This window comes from Bradyrhizobium sp. USDA 4452, from assembly GCF_054063575.1.
In genome coordinates this window covers 6235504-6253708 of the sequence record NZ_JBSSGK010000001.1, presented here as the reverse complement: position 1 = coordinate 6253708, position 18205 = coordinate 6235504, and the positions used below count along the sequence as shown (strand labels likewise).

Below are 18205 nucleotides of genomic sequence, written 5' to 3'. Positions count from 1 at the left end.
AAGCGCTTACCCGCCGGCGCCGGTGGACACGGTTCGCGATCGCCTCAAGAGCGCTAGCCACCGCCGCACACCACGCTGTAAGCACCGCTTCGATCTTACTTGCCATCTTCATGCCCGACGGCGCACGCCGCGCGCGTCCCGTATTTGCGCGCCCTCATCCTCGTGCGACAGAACTCGATAAGGCGATTTCCCTTCGCCCAATTCAATTACGACCACCGACGATCGTCGCCGACCATCGGCTGCCTCTAATGACACACGCAACCTCCACGCCTTGCTCTTGCCCGCGATGACCCTGGCACTTGAGGGCACCAGCGCCTGCGCAACAGCAGCCGGATCGGCCGATAACGTTTCTCGGGACGCGAGGAAATCCTTCAGGATCAGCGGCGTCATTCCCGGAACTGAAGCGACCACCTCCGCCGGGGCGGCCAAGATGTCTATCCCAGGCGAGCGGCTGAAGACCGTGACAAACGGCATCACTCGGTCAAACAGCCAGGACGGTGGCCCTAGCACCAGGAGTAGCTCGTCGACATGGACGAAGGGCGCCAGCCTCGGTCCATATTTACGTCCCGCCGCTGCATAGAGCGCCTCTTCCGATTGCGCAGCCGCCTTATCCACCGGATTGGTACGCCAGGACAGCACCCTATCAGCATAATCCTGCGCCGCTTCGGCGTCTGCTCCAAGGATATTGAAGAGATTGGCAATCATCTCCTTCGGCGCGGCATTGAGATCGACTCGGGCGGCCTCGGTTAGGAACGAGACCGCCACAATGTCGCCACCGATCCGGATGCTGAATCCACCGCGCCTTGGCCGCTCGTCACTTTTCGCCATGAGCAATTGATAAGCCGCTAGCTCAACCCCGGCGGCGACCAACGCTTCTGCTTGCAAGGCGTCATCATCAATCCGCAAGAGTCGCGCCGAGCTCGAAAGGTACTGTGAGAATATCACGACGAGCGCTGCCAAGCCTGCTAGAAACCATAGCGCCGCCACCAGAATAAAGCCATCCCGAGGGCCACGCTTGCGCGATAATTGCCCTTTCGACTGCAACATCAATCGCTCCGCGCGCCACCGAAATCGGCCTTGAAGGTCGGCTGCGGCTCGTCCGGCCTCGAGCTAACGCAGTCCCTCTCATTTTCAATACATCCCGCGGCCGGAGCATCGACATGAATGCGCACCACTCTCGACATTATGACGACTCCGCCCCGACTACGATCGTGAATAGTCAGGCGAACCGCGGTGGGAAGCCGGCCCGCCTCATGCCAATCCGGCCACCAGGCAAGGCTCGAATCCGCATAGGCAAAGGACAGTCGGAAGGGAGAAGTAAGCAGCACCACTCGATCGGAGAAATGCAGAGTCTCGGAAAGTGAAACGCCGATGGGCAAAGGAGTGAAGGGGGTTCGCGAGCGCACGAGCGCAACATCTGGCCGGTTAGCGGTTTCGCCGATCTGGACGATGTCAAGACCGGGTCCGACATTCGGTCCAATCGCCTTGCGGACAAACGTCACCCCTAGCTCGCCCCCTTCAAACAGCGGCTGCGTCCGCTCGCGATTGGACGGGACAAACTCCGCCGCAGAAAGATCGTTAGCTATTCGGCGCAGTGCCAAACCGAGCATCTCCGCACGTTGAACACGATTGACGCCGCGATTCCACGCTGGAAACCATTGCGAGGCCATCGTCGCGAGCACCGACATCACGAGCCCCGCGACAACAAGCGCAGCCAGCGCCTCAAGCAGGGTGAATCCCGCTCGATCGTCACGATATTCTGATGCCGCACACATCAGCCTGCAGTCCGCGCCAGTCGCACTGTGCGCACATCGACGACGGCGCCCGATGCCGAACGGAGACGCAGCTCTACCATGCGAGGAATCCAGCCCGCCTGACCGGCGGCGACGTCCCAACCCGGCCCGATCGGCGCAATCAGAACAGTCCACTCGCCGGAGTCGGACGCACCGCGCAATGTACCCGGTAGCAGCCGATTACGGTCGGGAACCGCGGTGACGAAAGCTGCGCTCGTCTCCTGGATGATTGAGACCCTCTCCTCGAGCTTACGAATGGCGCGTATATTGGCTGATACGACAGTGCCAATCGACCCAAGCGACAGGCTGAGCACCGAGAGAGCGACCACCACCTCTATCAGGGTGAAGCCAGCGTCACCCTTTTCAGCGATTGACGAGGGAACGAGAAGCAACCTCAATCCTCCCAGTCAGCCAGTCGATCCTGATCTCGAGACGCAGGTCAGCCCGCCAGAGCGCAATCGCACCACCGCAGGACATGCCGTCCGGAAAGAAACTGATCGTCGATAAGACCGGACGTTGGTTGCAGCTGCGTGGCAATATCGCCTCGAATTTGATGTCGTCCGGTACTTGGAAGACGGCGGAACTGGCGACCGAACGAATCGCCCGGCCTGGCAGATCAACCAGAGTATCCACCCTGACGCCACCGGCGACCGACATCGCGCGGTCGCCTTTTAGAATTGAGGCAGCCGCAAGAGCATAGGCCTGCAGCCTTGCCTTGGAGGTCTGCCGCGGCACGGACGGCAATAGCACGGCCACGATCATTCCGGTGATCGCGAGCATGCAAACCACCTCCAGCAATGTGAAACCGCGTTGACCATCACTCATTGCGTGCACTCATCTGCGCACCGAGCGTAATGTCGGCAGCCGTACCGCTGCCTCCCTCGTGAGCGTCGGCGCCGTAGGATTTAATCTCGTATGGGCCACGCTCGCCGGGGGAGCGATAAACATAAGGCGTATTCCAAGGATCGGCGGGGATCGCGCCACCTCTCAGGTACGGGCCATTCCAGGCCGTAATGCCGGCGGGCCGGTTCGCCAAGGCTCGCAACCCTTCTGATGTCGAGGGATAACGACCGGCGTCCAGATAAAAGAGGTCCAGCGCGCTTGCGAAGCTCTGCAACTGGATCTTGGCTGCCTTGACCTTGGACTCACCGAGATAGTTGAGGACTCTTGGCCCGATCAGCCCCATGATCAGGCCTATGATGGTGATCACTACCAGCATCTCAGTCAATGTAAATCCTCGCTCGCCGTCGAAGGCCTCCGCCGGAATACGACATATAAGTCTCGAGCGGTATGCACGACGTTCCACGACCCTCTGGCATTCTGTTGTCATGCTGATCTCCTTGCGCCTCCTCAGTCGACGAGCTGCGTGACGGAAAGCAGCGCCGTCATGATCGAAACGATCAGGCCTCCGACGACAATGCTGATCGTCAGTATTGCGGCTGGCCCGACCATGCCTAACACGCGATCGAGGCTGCGCTGGAGTTTCGCTTCATAGAATTCCGCGATTCGGCCGGCGAGCACCGGCAATTCGCCGGTCTCCTCGCCCAGCCGTAGCATGCGAACCGTCATAGGCGGGAGGACGTTGGACGCGGCCAGCGCTTGCGACAGCTTGCCGCCGTAGCGAACGCGATCAGCCGCTTCGATCCACGGGGCAGGAGACGAGGTCACTGACATCACGTCGACGAGAATGCGCTGCGTTTCGGTGAGACTAACGCCACATCCCAACAACAGTCCCAAGTTCCGACAGAACAGGCTCGTGCGGTGGAAAACAAAGACTCTGCCAATTCCAGGCAGTGCTGAAAGCGCAGCGACGATCGACGCTCGTACCTTGGCTTGCCGCGTGAGCCACCAGCCCCCGGCCAAGAGGAAAGCGCTTGAGATCAGCAGCAAAGCGCGATTGTCTCGCATCAGACCAGAGGCTGCCATGAAGAAGCTAAGTGCCGGGTCGGCCCCGCCGCCAAAATCGCGCAGCACGGATGAAAATTGTGGCAACACAGCCAGAACGAAGAACAGCATAACGCAGCCCGCTGCAAGCAACACGAAGGTCGGATAACGCATGGCGTCGCTGAGCTTCCGCCGAGTTGCCTCAGCCCGATCACGTTCCGCGGCCAGAACCTCAAGAATTTGGCTCAGCGTACCAGAGGCTTCACCGACCTTCATGAGTGCGCCATATATTGACGGAAACAGATCAGGTTGCGCTGAAACTGCATCGCTGAAGCTTTCGCCGCCAAGCACGGCTAACCTCAATCGTCTAATCACCGAATGCAGCCGGCCGACATCGCAATCTCCCGATAAAAGATCAAGAGCGTCATCAAGGCGTGCCCCAGCCTTTAGAAGCAGCGCAAGATCGCGCGTGAAACTTGTGATCTCCGCGTATGAAGGGCGGCTAGACCAAAATCCGCTGCGAAATACCGAAGCGGAACCGATCTCCTCCACCGCTTCAATCGGCAGCAGATGCATATATGAAATCCGGCGCTCGGCCTCTGCTTGCGTCGGTGCGTCCAACGAGCCGACAACGATCTTTCCGAGATGGGTTAAGGCTCGATAGCGGAAACTTGGCATAATCCTGACTCAGCGTGCAGCAACAACACGAACAATTTCAGCCGGCGCTGTGATTGCAGCTCGGCATTTCGCAATCCCATCGTCAAGCATCGTCGTCATCCCCCCACCGATCGCCGCCTTTTCGATTGCCAGCCCATCGGCATTATCTGCGATCAGCTCACGCAAACCGCTGATGAGTTCGAGGACCTCAAATACTCCGATTCGACCGCGATAACCGCTCTGACCGCAGCGTGCGCAGCCCCGCGGCTGCCACACCGTTTTCCCTACAGATAGTCCGAGGCGGCTCACTCTGATGTCCTGGGACTGTTCATCCTCGCCGAATGGCGTCGGCGCCTTGCAATGATCGCAGAGTTGTCGCACCAGCCGCTGCGCGATGACGCCTCGCAAAGTGGATCGCAAAAGATAATCTTCCACACCAAGATCAAGCAGTCGCGGCACGGCCGCGGCGGCCGTTTCGGCGTGCAGCGTCGTGAGCACAAGATGTCCCGTGAGCGCGGCATGAACGGCGACATTCGCCGTCTCCGAATCTCGGATTTCACCGACCATGATCACGTCGGGATCCTGGCGAACAAAGGAGCGGAGTGCGCTCGCGAAAGTAAGGCCGATGGCAGGCTTGATTTGCGACTGATTGATCCCGGGAATGTCGTACTCTACGGGGTCCTCGACTGTCAGGATTTTCCGTTCCGGTACATTGAGCATCGACATTATGGTGGCGAGAGTAGTTGTTTTTCCGCTGCCAGTCGGTCCTGTGACCACGATCATTCCGTGCGGAGCCGTGATCAGCCTGCGCAGAACAGCCTCATCGCGCTCAGAAAGCCCGAGACGGTCTACTGCAAGCTGGGAGCGATCCTTCGGCAGAAGGCGCAGAACCGCAGACTCGCCATACTGCGTCGGCATGATAGCAACACGTACGTCGATCTCGCGGCCGACCCGAATTCGCGCACCTCCGTCTTGCGGCAGACGACGTTCCGCGATGTTCAATCCCGCGATGATCTTGATGCGAGAGATGACTGCCTGGGGCAGCACACCCGCTGGCGGCTGAGTGGCACGAAGCAGCCCATCGATCCGTAACCGAACCGTAAGCCCGGCTGAGAACGGCTCGATATGAATGTCGCTCGCGCGCATTTCGAGGGCTTTTTCGATCAAATCATTGACCGCGCGCACGACTGGCGCGCCGCTCGCCAGGTCGCGCAGACTTTCGATGTCGTCCTCGCGTAGCTGCTGAACGGCGGACTGCCCCCCGTCTTCCGCAACCCCGAGCTTCTGATCGAGAAGGATCCCAATGTCCTCTATCGAAGCTACCTTAAACGAGGTCGGTACCCCGAATACGAGCTCCGCGGCTCTACGCGAGGGCTGATCGGTGGGATCCGCCATGGCAAAGACGGGTGTGCCGTCCGAAAGGCGGTGAGGAAAAGCGGCCGCTTCGCGAAGAAAGGCCGACGCAAACTGGTCGGTTGCAGGAGCGGCGGCCATCATTTCCGGCAGCGCAATACGTTCGAGACCAGAAAAGCGGGCGGCTTCGTCCGCAAATGACTCTGCCGATAGGTCAAACATCTCCCAAGTTCTCGTCGGCCGCTCACCGGTTTGAGCGACACGCTCCGGGTGCGCCGAACATACCCGCCGGAGATGCTCGATGAATTGCGCAGACGATGTACCGCACATAACGTGATCCGCTCGCGCCCAGGGGTCGGACTCGGACCCGAGCCGACTTGTCAAACATCTCTGGCAAGCCACATGCCAAATTGTGAGAAAAGCGCGTAGTTTGTTTAGACAGATCGTCCGAGGGGGTGCTGCGTTATTCATCGGCTCGAATGCGCGAATGTGGGATTCGAACAAAGAAGGGGAGCAAGGTCTTTAATCCGCCAGCTCCGTCGCGAACGCGACATATCAGAAAAGTGCCATGCCGCCCTGCAGATTGGTATAGTGCTTGCAGAACTCCTAAAGCTGAATCGGCCCTGAGACTCTGAGCGATTGGCCGGTTTGACTTGGGCCGCCCCGCAGAAACCGACAGAGGAGAGAATGACGCAGAGCACGAGACGAAAGATTGCGCTGAATAACGAACATCGCGCTGAAGGAGCTGCAGAGGCATGCGAAAAAGGCCAATCTGGCGCAGCGCTATCGGCTGCATTCGGGCCAACTAAAGCGGCAACTTCTGAAGCAGGTGGCACGCACGTTCGAGAGCGGCGGTGGCGAGTATGGCCGAGCTATTATGGAACGCCGAAGGTCGCTGTCGTTGCAAGCTGCTCGGTCTTGTCCGCTCAAGCGTCTATGGGCCGCCACGCATCGCTAGCCAGGCGATAATCCGGCGCTGATGCGGCGGATCGATGAACGTTCGCAAGTTGGCCACGGTTACTCCTGGGCGACATTGGCGCTTGCGTTGAGTCTAGAACGATGCTGGTGACCGCGGCCGGCGGGCGGGACGCGTTGTCAAACCAGCAAAAACACGGAACGCGGTCCGCTCGATGGCCCTCGTGTCGGGAAGGCGTCGAGTGCTACCAACCCGCCGGGCGCGAGCGCCAACGACAGCGTTCCTATAGCCGCGCTTCGATACGTGCTCTCCGACTGTGGGAGCCACTCAAACGATACGAGAAAATGACTGTGACGAACTGCACCCGCAAACTGGGCACTAGCCGCAACGGTGATCTCATTTGTGACCATTGCGCCTCTTCACGGTCGCGATCCGGCTATTCAGTAACGTAAATGTGGGCGAAACGACTTCAAGCGAGTCATACTGCAACCGGCAAACAGGTCATCCGTTCCTCCGCACTCCGAAGAAGACGTGGCCGGCTATCGATGACGGGATGAGTCAGCCGATCATAAGGGATCAAACTCGTGCTTCGGCGAGAGAACGTGGTGGCGAGATCACCCACCCGCCGGCGCAATCGGCTTCAACTTCAAACAATTGGCTATCGACATGGAAGTGGTTAATCGCGGCGGACCGGCGCACCGAACTTGCCGGCTTCTCGAACGTGGGACAGTAAATCTGCCGCGGAGCTCCCAGCCACATTGCATCAATTGCCTAAGTGGATCGGCAATCCAGTGAGTCTTTCAGTGAGTCGAAGTCAGTGCGGTGAGGTCGCCCGCAACATGCTGCTTGTCGGGGCAATGTTTCTGTGTGCGTCGTGTGGCATTGCCACGAACGGCAGTCCCACCACAGCCCCCGCTGATGGGGAAGTGCTCGACAAAGTTCGATCGCTCGACATCCTTCCGCGCGGCGAACAGCCGATCGCCGCTTTCCAAGCATCGCCTAAGCCAGATGATGTAGCAATCAGGACCTATTGGGGTTCGGATATCCCTGAAGCTACGGAGGCGGGGCCGCTGCAGACACCAAATGGCCCCGGCTACGATCTGAACTTCGAGAACGCGCCTGTCGCCACTGTTCTAAAGGTGATGCTCGGCGACATTCTCGGTCTCGGCTATACTATCGATCCACGCGAGCAGGCCACAGTCAGCCTGGTGTCCGCACGACCGGTGCCTAGATCTGACATCGTCTTCGTGCTCGAAAGCGCGCTGCGACTTTCCGGCCTTGCGCTGGTACGTGATGGTGGCGGATACAAAGTGACGCCCCTCGGCAATGCCACTGGAGCCGGCCACGTCAATGTCGAAGCTCGTCGTTCCGAAGCCGGCTATGGAGTGTCAGTGGTACCGCTGCAATATGTTGCAGCGAAAACCATCCTCAAGCTATTGGACAGCTTTGCAACCCGCGCAGGAAGCGTACGTGCGGACTCCACGCGAAACCTACTTCTGATACAGGGGACCGGACCCGAGCGGCGAACGGCCGTCGAAACCGCCTTGACCTTTGATGTCGACTGGATGAAAGGCCAATCGGTGGGCATCTATCCCATTAACAATTCCGCGCCCGAGCCCCTGATCGCAGAGCTTGAGACTATTATCGATTCCGGCGACAACGGGCTCAATCATGACCTTGTGAAGCTCCAGGTCATCTCTAGGTTGAACGCCATCATGGTCGTAACGCGCAAGCCGCCCTTGCTTCAGACCGTAGCGACTTGGATCCACCGGCTCGATCAGGCAGACTTGGCTCAAACCGGCGTTCGCGTCTATCGTGTCCGTTATGGTGACGCCCGCCACTTGGCCAAGGTGCTGACCCAGATGTTCGGCGGTAACGCATCTACGTCGATCGACATCGCCGATAAGGAGGTGGCTCGCACGGCCTCGGTTGCCGAACGGCTGCCTGCCAATATGTCCGCGTCATCCGCCAGCTTGTCCACCCCCGCGTCGGGCGGCAACGTCGTAAGTACCCCATCCCCATCAAGCTTGAATTCGTCGAGCGGAAAGGATGCCAGCAATGGACTCGACACACCAACCGGTGGCGCGCCGTCGGTGATGTCCAACGTACGGATTACCCATGATACCGTGAATAACTCTGTCTTGATCTATGCCAGTCGCGAAAACTATCGGATCATCAGTTCCACCTTGAAGCAGCTCGATCAGCCCGTGCTGCAGGTCGGCATCGAGGCGACGATCGCGGAGGTAAAGCTCACCAACGAGCTGAGTTACGGTGTCCAGAGTTATCTGACCAGCAAGCAGCTTGGATTGAAGGCCGACCAGGGTTCTATCCTTGCATCAACCTCGACCAGCGGTGCAGTGAGCAAGGCAGCGAACGCGCTGCTAAATCGCGCAATTCCGGGCTTCAACTTCCTGATCGGATCGGAGTCTAAGCCAGCCATTATCCTCGATGCGCTGCACGGGGTGACCAGCGTCAATGTGTTGTCCAATCCGTCACTCGTTGTCACCAACAACCAGCCCGCCACCCTTCAGGTCGGCGATGTCGTCCCGGTCCAGACTAGCAACACGAGTTATCCATCGCAAAACGGCGCTATGGTTAGTACTATCGACTACCGCAACACAGGCATTATTCTTCGTGTTGTGCCGCGTATCACCACAAGTGGAAACGTCAGTCTCGAGATCGAACAGGAAATCAGCCACGTATCCTCGGCCGGTTCATCCGCGCTTACGCCGACCGTGTCCCAACGCAGGGTGAAGAGCGCGGTCTCTGTGGCAAACGGCCAAACCGTGGTGCTGGCCGGATTGATCAGTGAAGACCACAAGGGGGATCGCAGCGGCATTCCGCTACTTGACGAGATTCCCGGTCTTGGCGATGTGTTTTCACACCAGAGCAAAGAGGGCCAGCGGACGGAGTTGATCATCTTCATTCGGCCACAGATCATCCAGACCGGCAGCGATGCGCATCAGCTGGCAGAGGAGCTACGCTCGAAGCTTCGCGGTGCAGTCGGCGCGAGCATTACAGATGACCTACGTGTCCGTAATGCCCGCTGATCATTGTCACATCCCACTATTGGCTCGACGCAACATCTGGTTCGTGCTGGCGCAAATAATGGCTCTGCTTGTCGCGTTGGCGCCAGCACGCGCAGAAGCCATTGCATCGGCAAGGAGCGCCTATGCACAGGGGGATTATCAGAGCGCAGTCCGCCAGCTCACCCCACTTGCTTTACGGGGCCACGCGCAAGCACAGGCGATGCTTGGTTTCATGTACGAAAACGGCTTCGGCGCACCAAAAGCCTACGATGCTGCAGTCGGCCTATATATTCAGGCCGCAAATGGCGGAATTCCATTTGCCCAGGCGATGCTCGGCCTGATGTATGACAAAGGTCATGGCGTCCCGCAGGATGTCGTTCTCGCTTACAAATGGATGAATATTGCGGCAGCTCAGGCCCGCAGCGCTCAAAGGGATTATTTTCTCCGCTTGCGCAACGCGATTGCTTCCAAAATGTCCATGCATCAGATCGCGCAGGGGCAGGCAGGCGCGCTGGCCTGGACATCAGGTCTATGGTCAGGCCGGACGCGCAGCTCCCCCTTGCAGTTCTCGAAGGACGAAGGGGCGCGCCGGGCTATTCGATCAAGAGGCGCTCGCGGCGGTACAGCCGGGAAGCCCTAGCTGAACCCACAGCGAAGCCGTCGCGCCTTCCAGCCGGAAAGGTCTTCTGCGGCGGTTGGGGTGATTGTTACCTGCGGATTCGGTGCAACCTAAGTTCCCCTTGGTGGTGCTCCGGCTTGAAGAACCAGCGCGGCGAGCTCCACAACCATCTCTCAGACTACAACTTCGCCAGCGACGACTCAAAACTCTCAAAGGCCTCACACCGTTTCGAGTTCATCTGCAGGGTCTGGACAAAAGAGCCACAACGATCCAACCTCAATCCGCTCCAGTAACTGGCGAGACTAAAAATTCCTAAGCCATCATTGCAAATGGCACTCGCTAAAATTGAGCAGAGCTGGATCTATGCTGCTCTCGTTTCCGAATTTTGAGAGCATACCTGTTGTGCAATCGAAGACTGCCCGGTTGCGGGACCCGCAGCATCTGACGGTACCATCCCTTGTCGGCCAGCAACCGCTCGGCCTCAGTTATCGCGGAGTCTCCAGGTCTGCCGGTTGCGCGACGGCTTCCTCCGAGAAGGCCTCTGAGACTTTACCACATCGCCGACTCCCTGGTGTTCAAAGCCGTGGGCCTGCTCCACATCCCAGATCATGTCCGCCGCTCCTAATCGATGCCCGAACAAGCTTAGCTCGGCGGCACCTGCGATTGCTGCCGACGGTCTGGTGAATTGGTTAAGGCCATCGAAAGGCATCGAGCCAGAACTCGGCGGTTTTCTGGGATGCTCATCATCGTCGTGTGGTCCCCCGGAACGGACACGGCGTGAATGGCTTCGGCACGCAAAACCCTGTCCCACCCCCGCGAGGGCGAACTTGCTTCCTTACCTATTGGATCTCGTGCACGACGGTGGCAGACAGGCGCGTTGACATAAAACTGGTTGATCTCGATTCCAAGAGGTGGAGCTTCATACAAGTCCAGTGCCCTTCGGAACTGCGCGGCCTTTTCATACGTCAGAAGAAGGCTTTCTAGGTCACGATCCAGGGGTATCGCCCCAATTTGCTGTGCCTTTTGAATCAGTTGGTCAATCGAGCTTTGGTCGGCAAATCGTTCCAAGACTCGGAAGCTCTCATCTTCCAAGAATTCCAAAGAATCCAGTAGCACTTCCCGTACCATTTGAGTCGGCGATAAGCTTCGTCGATTTGCAGGTAACGCAGCATCCACGAAGGCTAGGAACGACACATCTTCATCCAGATTCAGTAAGTGCTGCGCAATTGCGTAGGCCAAGATTGCCCCTGATGAGTATCCAGCAAAGCGGTATGGTCCATGTGGTTGGATCTCTCTAACTGCCAGGATTACTTCCGCGGCAATTGCCTCAAGAGTTGGTGGACGTACGTCGTCGAAATGCGGCCATGGCAAAGCATAGACCGGAGAGTCGATGTCCATTTCCTTCACGAGGGGGAGGACATAGGAACAATCGCCCAATCCCGTGGGAACAAAGAAGAGCGGTGGCTGTGATCCCGTTTCCAGAACGGAAATCACTTGCGGGCTGCTGGGCTGTCGTTTCAAATGAATCTTCGATGCAAGCTCCCTCAGAACAGGGGCTTGGAAGAGGTCGGCAGCGCTAAACGTCAGTCCAGCTTCTAGTGCTCGACTGAGCAGCTGCACCGCCAAGAGCGAGTGGCCGCCCAGTTCGAAGAAGTTGTCGAGCCGTCCGACCCGCTCCACACCGAGAAGCTCGGCCCAGATCTGCGCCAGTGCCGTCTCGATCTCGCCCTGCGGCTGCTCGTAAGCGCGATGCGCATACGCCTCATCGTCCGGCGCCGGCAGCGCCTTGCGATCGAGCTTGCCATTCACCGTCAGCGGCAGGGCCGCCAGCCGCACAAACGCCGCCGGCACCATGTAGTCCGGCAGGTGTGCGTCCACATGCGCCCGCAACGTGGCGGCCAGCTCAGCTCCAGCGCCATCCAGCTCATCCGACTGAGCTTCAGACGCACACACCACATAGGCCACCAGCTGCTTCTCGCCGGTACCATCCTGCTGCGCCACCACCACCGCATCGCGCACCCAGGCATGCTCGATGAGCCGCGCCGCAATCTCGCCCGGCTCAATCCGGAAGCCGCGGATCTTCACCTGATCGTCGTTACGGCCCAAAAACTCAAGATTGCCGTCCGGCAGATAGCGCGCCAGATCGCCGGTGCGGTACAGCCGGTCGCCGTCCACAAACCGGCTCGCGATGAACCGCTCCGCCGTCAGCTCGGGCCGGTTCAGATAGCCGCGCGCAACTCCCGCCCCGCCGATGTAAAGCTCCCCCACCGCACCAAACGGAACGGGCTGGCCAAATCGATCCAACACGTACAGCCGAAGATCGGGGATGCGTCTTCCAATCGGACTACCCGAGTTGGAAGTGTCGGACTGATCAAGCGGCCGATAGGTCACATGCACGGTCGTTTCCGTAATCCCGTACATGTTGATCAGTTGGAGGGCGCAATCGGAATGCCTTGCATACCACGGCTTCAGTATCGATGGCTCCAGAGCCTCCCCACCAAAAATCACGTATCGAATGCGGCTTCGAACACTGCTCTGAGAATCCGCCTCGATGAGAGCTTTAAAAGCCGAGGGGGTCTGGTTCAGAACTGTGACGCCCGACTTGCAGATGAGATCATGGAAGTCAGAAGCAGAGCGAGCCGTATGGCTCGGCACGAGAACCAAACGTCCGCCATAGCGCAGTGCGCCCCATAACTCCCAAACTGAGAAGTCGAACGAGAAGGAATGGAACAGGCACCATACGTCGTGTTCGGTGAAGCCATACCAGCTCCCGGTCGCCTCGAACAAACGAACAATCTGGGCATGCTCGACCATGACGCCCTTGGGCTTGCCTGACGATCCCGAGGTGTAGATCACATAAGCGAGATGGCGTGAGGTCAGGCCAAGCGCGCGCACATCCGGATCCGTCGCCGGCAGCGCCGCCCACGCCGGCGTCGCCGTCTCCAGATCGACCACCGTCAGATCGAGCAGCGCATCGGCGCCCAGCGCCGCGCGGCCCGCCGCATCGGCCAGCACCAAAAGCGGCGCCGCATCCTCGAGCACCTGGCGCAGCCGCGCCGACGGATAGGCCGGATCGAGCGGCAGATAGGCGCCGCCCGCCTTCAGGATCGCCAAAAGCCCCACCACCATCGCCACGCTGCGCTGAAGGCAGATCGCGACCGGCTGATCCGGCGTAACCCCGAGCCCGATCAGATGATGCGCCAGCCGGTTGGCCCGTGCATTGAGCTCGCCATAGCTCAAGCACTCGTCCTGATAGACCACCGCCACTGCATCCGGCGCTTGGCGCACCTGCGCCTCAAACAGCTCATGGATGCACCGCTCCGTCGGATAGGCCGCCGCCGTCCGGTTCAGCTCCTCCAAGAGGTACGCGCGCTCAGCGGGTGGCAGGATATCCAGCTCGCGCACCGGCCTGTTGGGTGCCCGCTCCAGCGCCTCGGCCAGTTGCTCGAGCGCGTGCTGCATGTAACCGCAGATCCGATCCGAAGAGACGGGCTCCGCCGCTTCTGCAACTAGACCGAGCGCCTGACCAAAATCGTCCACCGACAAGGTCAGGGGATAGTTGGTGCGTTCCCTCTCGCTCAGCCATTCCACGCCGGACAGCACATCATCGGTTCCGGAAGTGACCGCCGGCGTGGTGTGGCGGTAATTGAACAGCGAACTGAACAGCGGCGCCGGCGCCGCAACGGCGCTGCAGCGTTGCGCCAAGGCCAGCGAGGCGTGCTCGTGCGCCAAGAGTTCGGCCAGCCGGGCATGTGTGGTCCGCACGCTCGCCTCGACCGCGGTGCCGTCAAGGTCAAGCCGCAGCGGCAGGGTGTTCATGAACAGGCCCATCGGGCGGTCGGCGCCGGCGCCGCCATGCATGCGGCCGAACAGCACCGTGCCGAACACCACCCGCTCGCGGCCGCTGCTGCGTGCCACCACCTGCCCCCACGCCAGATGGCACAGGCTGGCCAGGCTCACTCCCAGCCGCCGCGCTTGGCTGCGCAATCGCGCGTTGAGCGCCTGCGGCAGCATCCGCCGCGCCTCATGGGCCCGGCTGCCGTCGCCGTGGACCTCGCTCAGCCCGAACGGCAGGGTCGGCTCATCGACGTCTGCGAGCAGACCTCGGAAGAACTCTTCATGCGCCTTTGCTCCAACCCCCAGCCGCGCCTGCGCGACCAGATTGCGGAACGGCTGCGGAGCTATCAGCTCATGCGCCCGCCCCTCCAGCTCGGCCCGCATCTCGGCATGCATCACTTCCGATGTCGCATGATCGCCGATCAAATGGTGCTGCAGCTGCAGCAATAGCCAGCGCGCGCTGCCGGGCTCGCGGGCAATCACAAACCGCAACAGCGGCGCCCGGCCAAGATCGATGCGGTGCCGGCGCGGATCAAACCGATCCTTGAGCTGCGCGGGGCCAGGACCCTCAGAGCCATCCAGCTCGACCTCGCTCACCTCCAGCGGGGCGTTGCGCCACACCACTTGGGCCGGGCGCGAGAGCCCCTCCCAGACAAAGGACGTGCGCAGAATGTCGTGCCGATCCACCACCCGCTGAGCCGCGGCAAGATAGCGCTCCAACAGCCCCCGGTCGGCAAATGCCATCTGACCGACCAGCAGGTACGGATCGCCTTGGCTGGCCAGCAGATGATGGAACAGGATGCCGTCCTGCAGCGGCGACAAGGCATAAATATCCTGGATGTTGCCGATGCCGCCGGGCACCGTGGCGACGATCCGATCGATCTCTCCCTGCGTCAGCTCAATCAGCGGCAGCATCTCTGGCGTGATCGCCGTGCTCTGTTCGCTGATCAGGTTGGCCGGGACCGCCACCTCTTGATGACTGCCGAGGCTCGCGGCCAGATCCGCCAGCACGGGCTTTGCAAACAACGTCCGCACCTCGACCCCCAGCGACCGCCGCCGCAGCCGCTCCATCAGCTGAACTGCCAACAGCGAGTGCCCGCCGAGTGCAAAGAAGTGGTCGTGGCGCCCGACCCGCTCCACACCGAGAAGCTCGGCCCAGATCTGCGCCAGTGCCGTCTCGATCTCGCCCTGCGGCTGCTCGTAAGCGCGATGCGCATACGCCTCATCGTCCGGCGCCGGCAGCGCCTTGCGATCGAGCTTGCCATTCACCGTCAGCGGCAGGGCCGCCAGCCGCACAAACGCCGCCGGCACCATGTAGTCCGGCAGGTGTGCGTCCACATGCGCCCGCAACGTGGCGGCCAGCTCAGCTCCAGCGCCATCCAGCTCATCCGACTGAGCTTCAGACGCACACACCACATAGGCCACCAGCTGCTTCTCGCCGGTACCATCCTGCTGCGCCACCACCACCGCATCGCGCACCCAGGCATGCTCGATGAGCCGCGCCGCAATCTCGCCCGGCTCAATCCGGAAGCCGCGGATCTTCACCTGATCGTCGTTACGGCCCAAAAACTCAAGATTGCCGTCCGGCAGATAGCGCGCCAGATCGCCGGTGCGGTACAGCCGGTCGCCGTCCACAAACCGGCTCGCGATGAACCGCTCCGCCGTCAGCTCGGGCCGGTTCAGATAGCCGCGCGCAACTCCCGCCCCGCCAATGTAAAGCTCGCCCGCAGCGCCAAACGGAACGGGCTCACCATGACCGTCCAGCAGGTACACCCGCGTGTTCGCAATCGGACGGCCAATCGGAGGCAATTGCGGCCAGCATGATGGATCAGCCGCCAGATGGTGCTCAGTAACAACGTGGGTTTCCGTGGGCCCATACTGATTTATCAACCTTGCTCTCGGGTGCGTTTCGAAGAACGACTTGATCTCGGGGGTGACTCGTAATTGCTCACCCGCTGTATAGACTTCCCTCAAAGACGGCAGCAGCGTCCCCCGAGCGCACCAAACTTCGGCAAAATGATTCAAGGCCACGAACGGGAGGAAAAGCCTTTCGATCTCTTCTCTCCACACAAAGTCCAACAACTCGGAGAAATCGGCACGGATCTCTTCCCGCACTAGCACGAGTAGCCCGCCGTCCCTCCAGCAACAGAACAATTCCTGGAAAGAGACGTCGAAGTTCAAAGTCGTGAACTGAAGTGTACGTCGTTTTGGCGCGTCACAGTCCGGCGAGGACCAGAGCAAATTCATAAGCGACCTGTGGGGCATTTCCACGCCGTTAGGCATGCCTGACGACCCCGAGGTGTAGATCACATAGGCGAGATGACGCGAGGTCAGCCCAAGCGCGCGCGGGTCGGGATCCGACGCCGGCAGATTTGCCCATTCCGGCGTCGCCGCCAGATCGACCACCGTCAGGTCGGCCAGCGCCTCAGCGCCGAGTGCAGCGCGTCCGGCTGCATCGGCCAGCAGCAACTGCGGAACGGCATCCGCAAGCACCTGGTGCAGCCGCGCACTCGGATAGGCCGGGTCCAGCGGCAGATAGGCGCCCCCCGCCTTGAGGATCGCCAACAGCCCCACCACCATCATCGGACTGCGCTGCAGGCAGATCGCCACCGGCTGGTCCGGCGTCACCCCAATTGCGATCAGATGACGCGCTAGGCGGTTGGCCCGCGCATTGAGCTCGCCATAGCTCAAGCACTCGTCCTGATAGACCACCGCCACCGCATCCGGCGCACGGCGCACCTCGGCCTCGAACACCTCATGGATGCACCGTTCCGACGGATAGGCCGCAGCCGTCCGGTTCAGTTCCTCCAACAGATACGCCCGCTCAGAGGATGACAAGAGTTCAACCCGCCACACTGGCTGCTGCGCATCGGCCTCCACAGCACACAACAAATTCTGCAAATGCTGTGTCATATGCTCGATCTGATTGGGCTGCAGGCGACTTGCATCAAAGTGCCATCGGAAGCTCCCATCCAGAGCGCAAATCTCGAGCGTTAGCAACTCACCGGAGCGCGCTATCGCAGAACTGGAGCTCGAAGCCGACTCTTCAGCAGCAGAACAGCCCTCTCCGGTAACCGTAACGCCAACCAGCCAAGGACGGCGCAATCGTAGCGCCTCCACAGCGCGCAACGTCGGGCATCGCGCAATAAGATCCCGCGCAAAGGTATCCTGCTCGTTCAGCTGAACGAATTCGGCCGCGACCGCCGTGCGCACCTCTGCGAAATTATTATCGAGATCGATGGTAATTGCCATCGGCACGACAGACGCGACAAGCACCTCGAGCGCTTTCACGCCGGCTCGCGATTTATTCGGCGCGGGAGTCCATCCCAATTGAAGCTCTGATTCCCCCGTGATGCGGGCGAGATAGACCAGCCAAGCAGTTAGCAAGAATTCCGCGCGATCACTGGGAGATAGCTCAGCCAACGCACTCGGCATGAGCCAAGCGCTCGACTGCCATGTCGCCGGAGCCTTGCCTTCTAACGACGAAAACGGAAGCTGAACTATCTTGAACTGCTCTAGTCGCTGTCGCCAGAACTCTTCACGAGATGCCAAAATTTCATGGGCAGCTGTGCTCCGCACCTCAGCTTCGCTTAAGATCGGGAGGCGGTGGCCTATATCCATGCCGCAATTCCTCGCGAGCTCCGGCGCATCCACGAGCCGACCATCTGAGCCACCGAACCAAACATGAACATCCTCCGTACCTATCGCCACACGCCAATGGTCGGGGTGATTTCAAGCAGAGAGCCCGCCGATAAGCTCGAGCGGTTAGACGACACCTCCAAGCACCTGATTGCGACAACGTCATCGCTCCTACATTTGGATCGATGAGAACCTCTAGTCCGAACTGTTTGGCAGCGCCTACGAAGCGAGATGATCGTCACAGAGTTCTACGCATCTTAAGCAACCGACGTGCCAACGACGTTGCGCGAGAGTTCCTCAAAGAACAACGCGCCTATAGCCGCGAAAGAGGAGTTTCACTGTTCGACTCGAGGCATCGATGTGGTGAACCAGACACAGCTCAAACAACAACACCGACGACAGGGCGACGAGGGCGAAGATCCGTAAGCACCCATAGGCGTTGACAATAGATGTTGCACGCAGGCGTCGGATGAGTTCT

10 protein-coding genes are annotated in these 18205 nt (G+C 60.1%); 2 read left to right on the top strand and 8 right to left on the bottom strand.

The window, feature by feature from the left end:
- Positions 1-108: 108 nt before the first annotated feature.
- The 7 genes from ACVISU_RS29480 to ACVISU_RS29450 are packed head-to-tail and all read right to left on the bottom strand — an operon-like array spanning position 109 to position 6017.
- Complete coding sequence (locus ACVISU_RS29480; protein ID WP_456709253.1) at positions 109-1047, bottom strand: general secretion pathway protein GspK; 939 nt, start codon at positions 1045-1047, stop codon at positions 109-111.
- On the bottom strand, positions 1047-1775 hold the full coding sequence (locus tag ACVISU_RS29475; protein ID WP_456709252.1) for a PulJ/GspJ family protein: 729 nt from the start codon (positions 1773-1775) through the stop codon (positions 1047-1049). Before ACVISU_RS29475 ends, ACVISU_RS29480 begins: the two co-directional genes overlap by 1 nt.
- Positions 1775-2185 carry a prepilin-type N-terminal cleavage/methylation domain-containing protein gene (locus ACVISU_RS29470; RefSeq protein WP_456709251.1) on the bottom strand — a complete coding sequence of 137 codons (411 nt, stop codon included), beginning with the start codon at positions 2183-2185 and terminating at the stop codon, positions 1775-1777. Before ACVISU_RS29470 ends, ACVISU_RS29475 begins: the two co-directional genes overlap by 1 nt.
- Positions 2157-2618 (bottom strand): prepilin-type N-terminal cleavage/methylation domain-containing protein, encoded by a 462-nt coding sequence (locus tag ACVISU_RS29465; RefSeq protein ID WP_456709250.1) that lies wholly within the window; start codon positions 2616-2618, stop codon positions 2157-2159. Before ACVISU_RS29465 ends, ACVISU_RS29470 begins: the two co-directional genes overlap by 29 nt.
- Positions 2611-3123, bottom strand: a complete 513-nt coding sequence (gene gspG / locus ACVISU_RS29460) for a type II secretion system major pseudopilin GspG (RefSeq protein ID WP_456709249.1) — start codon at positions 3121-3123, stop codon at positions 2611-2613. Before gspG ends, ACVISU_RS29465 begins: the two co-directional genes overlap by 8 nt.
- A gap of 20 nt (positions 3124-3143) precedes the next feature.
- Positions 3144-4355, bottom strand: coding sequence for a type II secretion system F family protein (locus ACVISU_RS29455; RefSeq protein WP_456709248.1), 1212 nt, complete (start codon positions 4353-4355; stop codon positions 3144-3146).
- A gap of 9 nt (positions 4356-4364) precedes the next feature.
- Positions 4365-6017 (bottom strand): GspE/PulE family protein, encoded by a 1653-nt coding sequence (locus tag ACVISU_RS29450; RefSeq protein WP_456709247.1) that lies wholly within the window; start codon positions 6015-6017, stop codon positions 4365-4367.
- 1512 nt (positions 6018-7529) lie between these two features.
- On the opposite strand from ACVISU_RS29450, the gene gspD reads away from it, so the two are divergent.
- Both gspD and ACVISU_RS29440 read left to right on the top strand, forming a co-directional pair.
- On the top strand, positions 7530-9653 hold the full coding sequence (gspD, locus tag ACVISU_RS29445; protein ID WP_456709246.1) for a type II secretion system secretin GspD: 2124 nt from the start codon (positions 7530-7532) through the stop codon (positions 9651-9653).
- Positions 9625-10272 (top strand): tetratricopeptide repeat protein, encoded by a 648-nt coding sequence (locus ACVISU_RS29440; RefSeq protein ID WP_456709245.1) that lies wholly within the window; start codon positions 9625-9627, stop codon positions 10270-10272. The genes gspD and ACVISU_RS29440 overlap by 29 nt, the downstream gene beginning before the upstream one ends.
- Positions 10273-10893: 621 nt before the next feature.
- On the opposite strand, the gene ACVISU_RS29435 is transcribed toward ACVISU_RS29440, so the two are convergent.
- Positions 10894-17709, bottom strand: a complete 6816-nt coding sequence (locus ACVISU_RS29435; RefSeq protein ID WP_456709244.1) for an amino acid adenylation domain-containing protein — start codon at positions 17707-17709, stop codon at positions 10894-10896.
- Positions 17710-18205 lie beyond the last annotated feature (496 nt).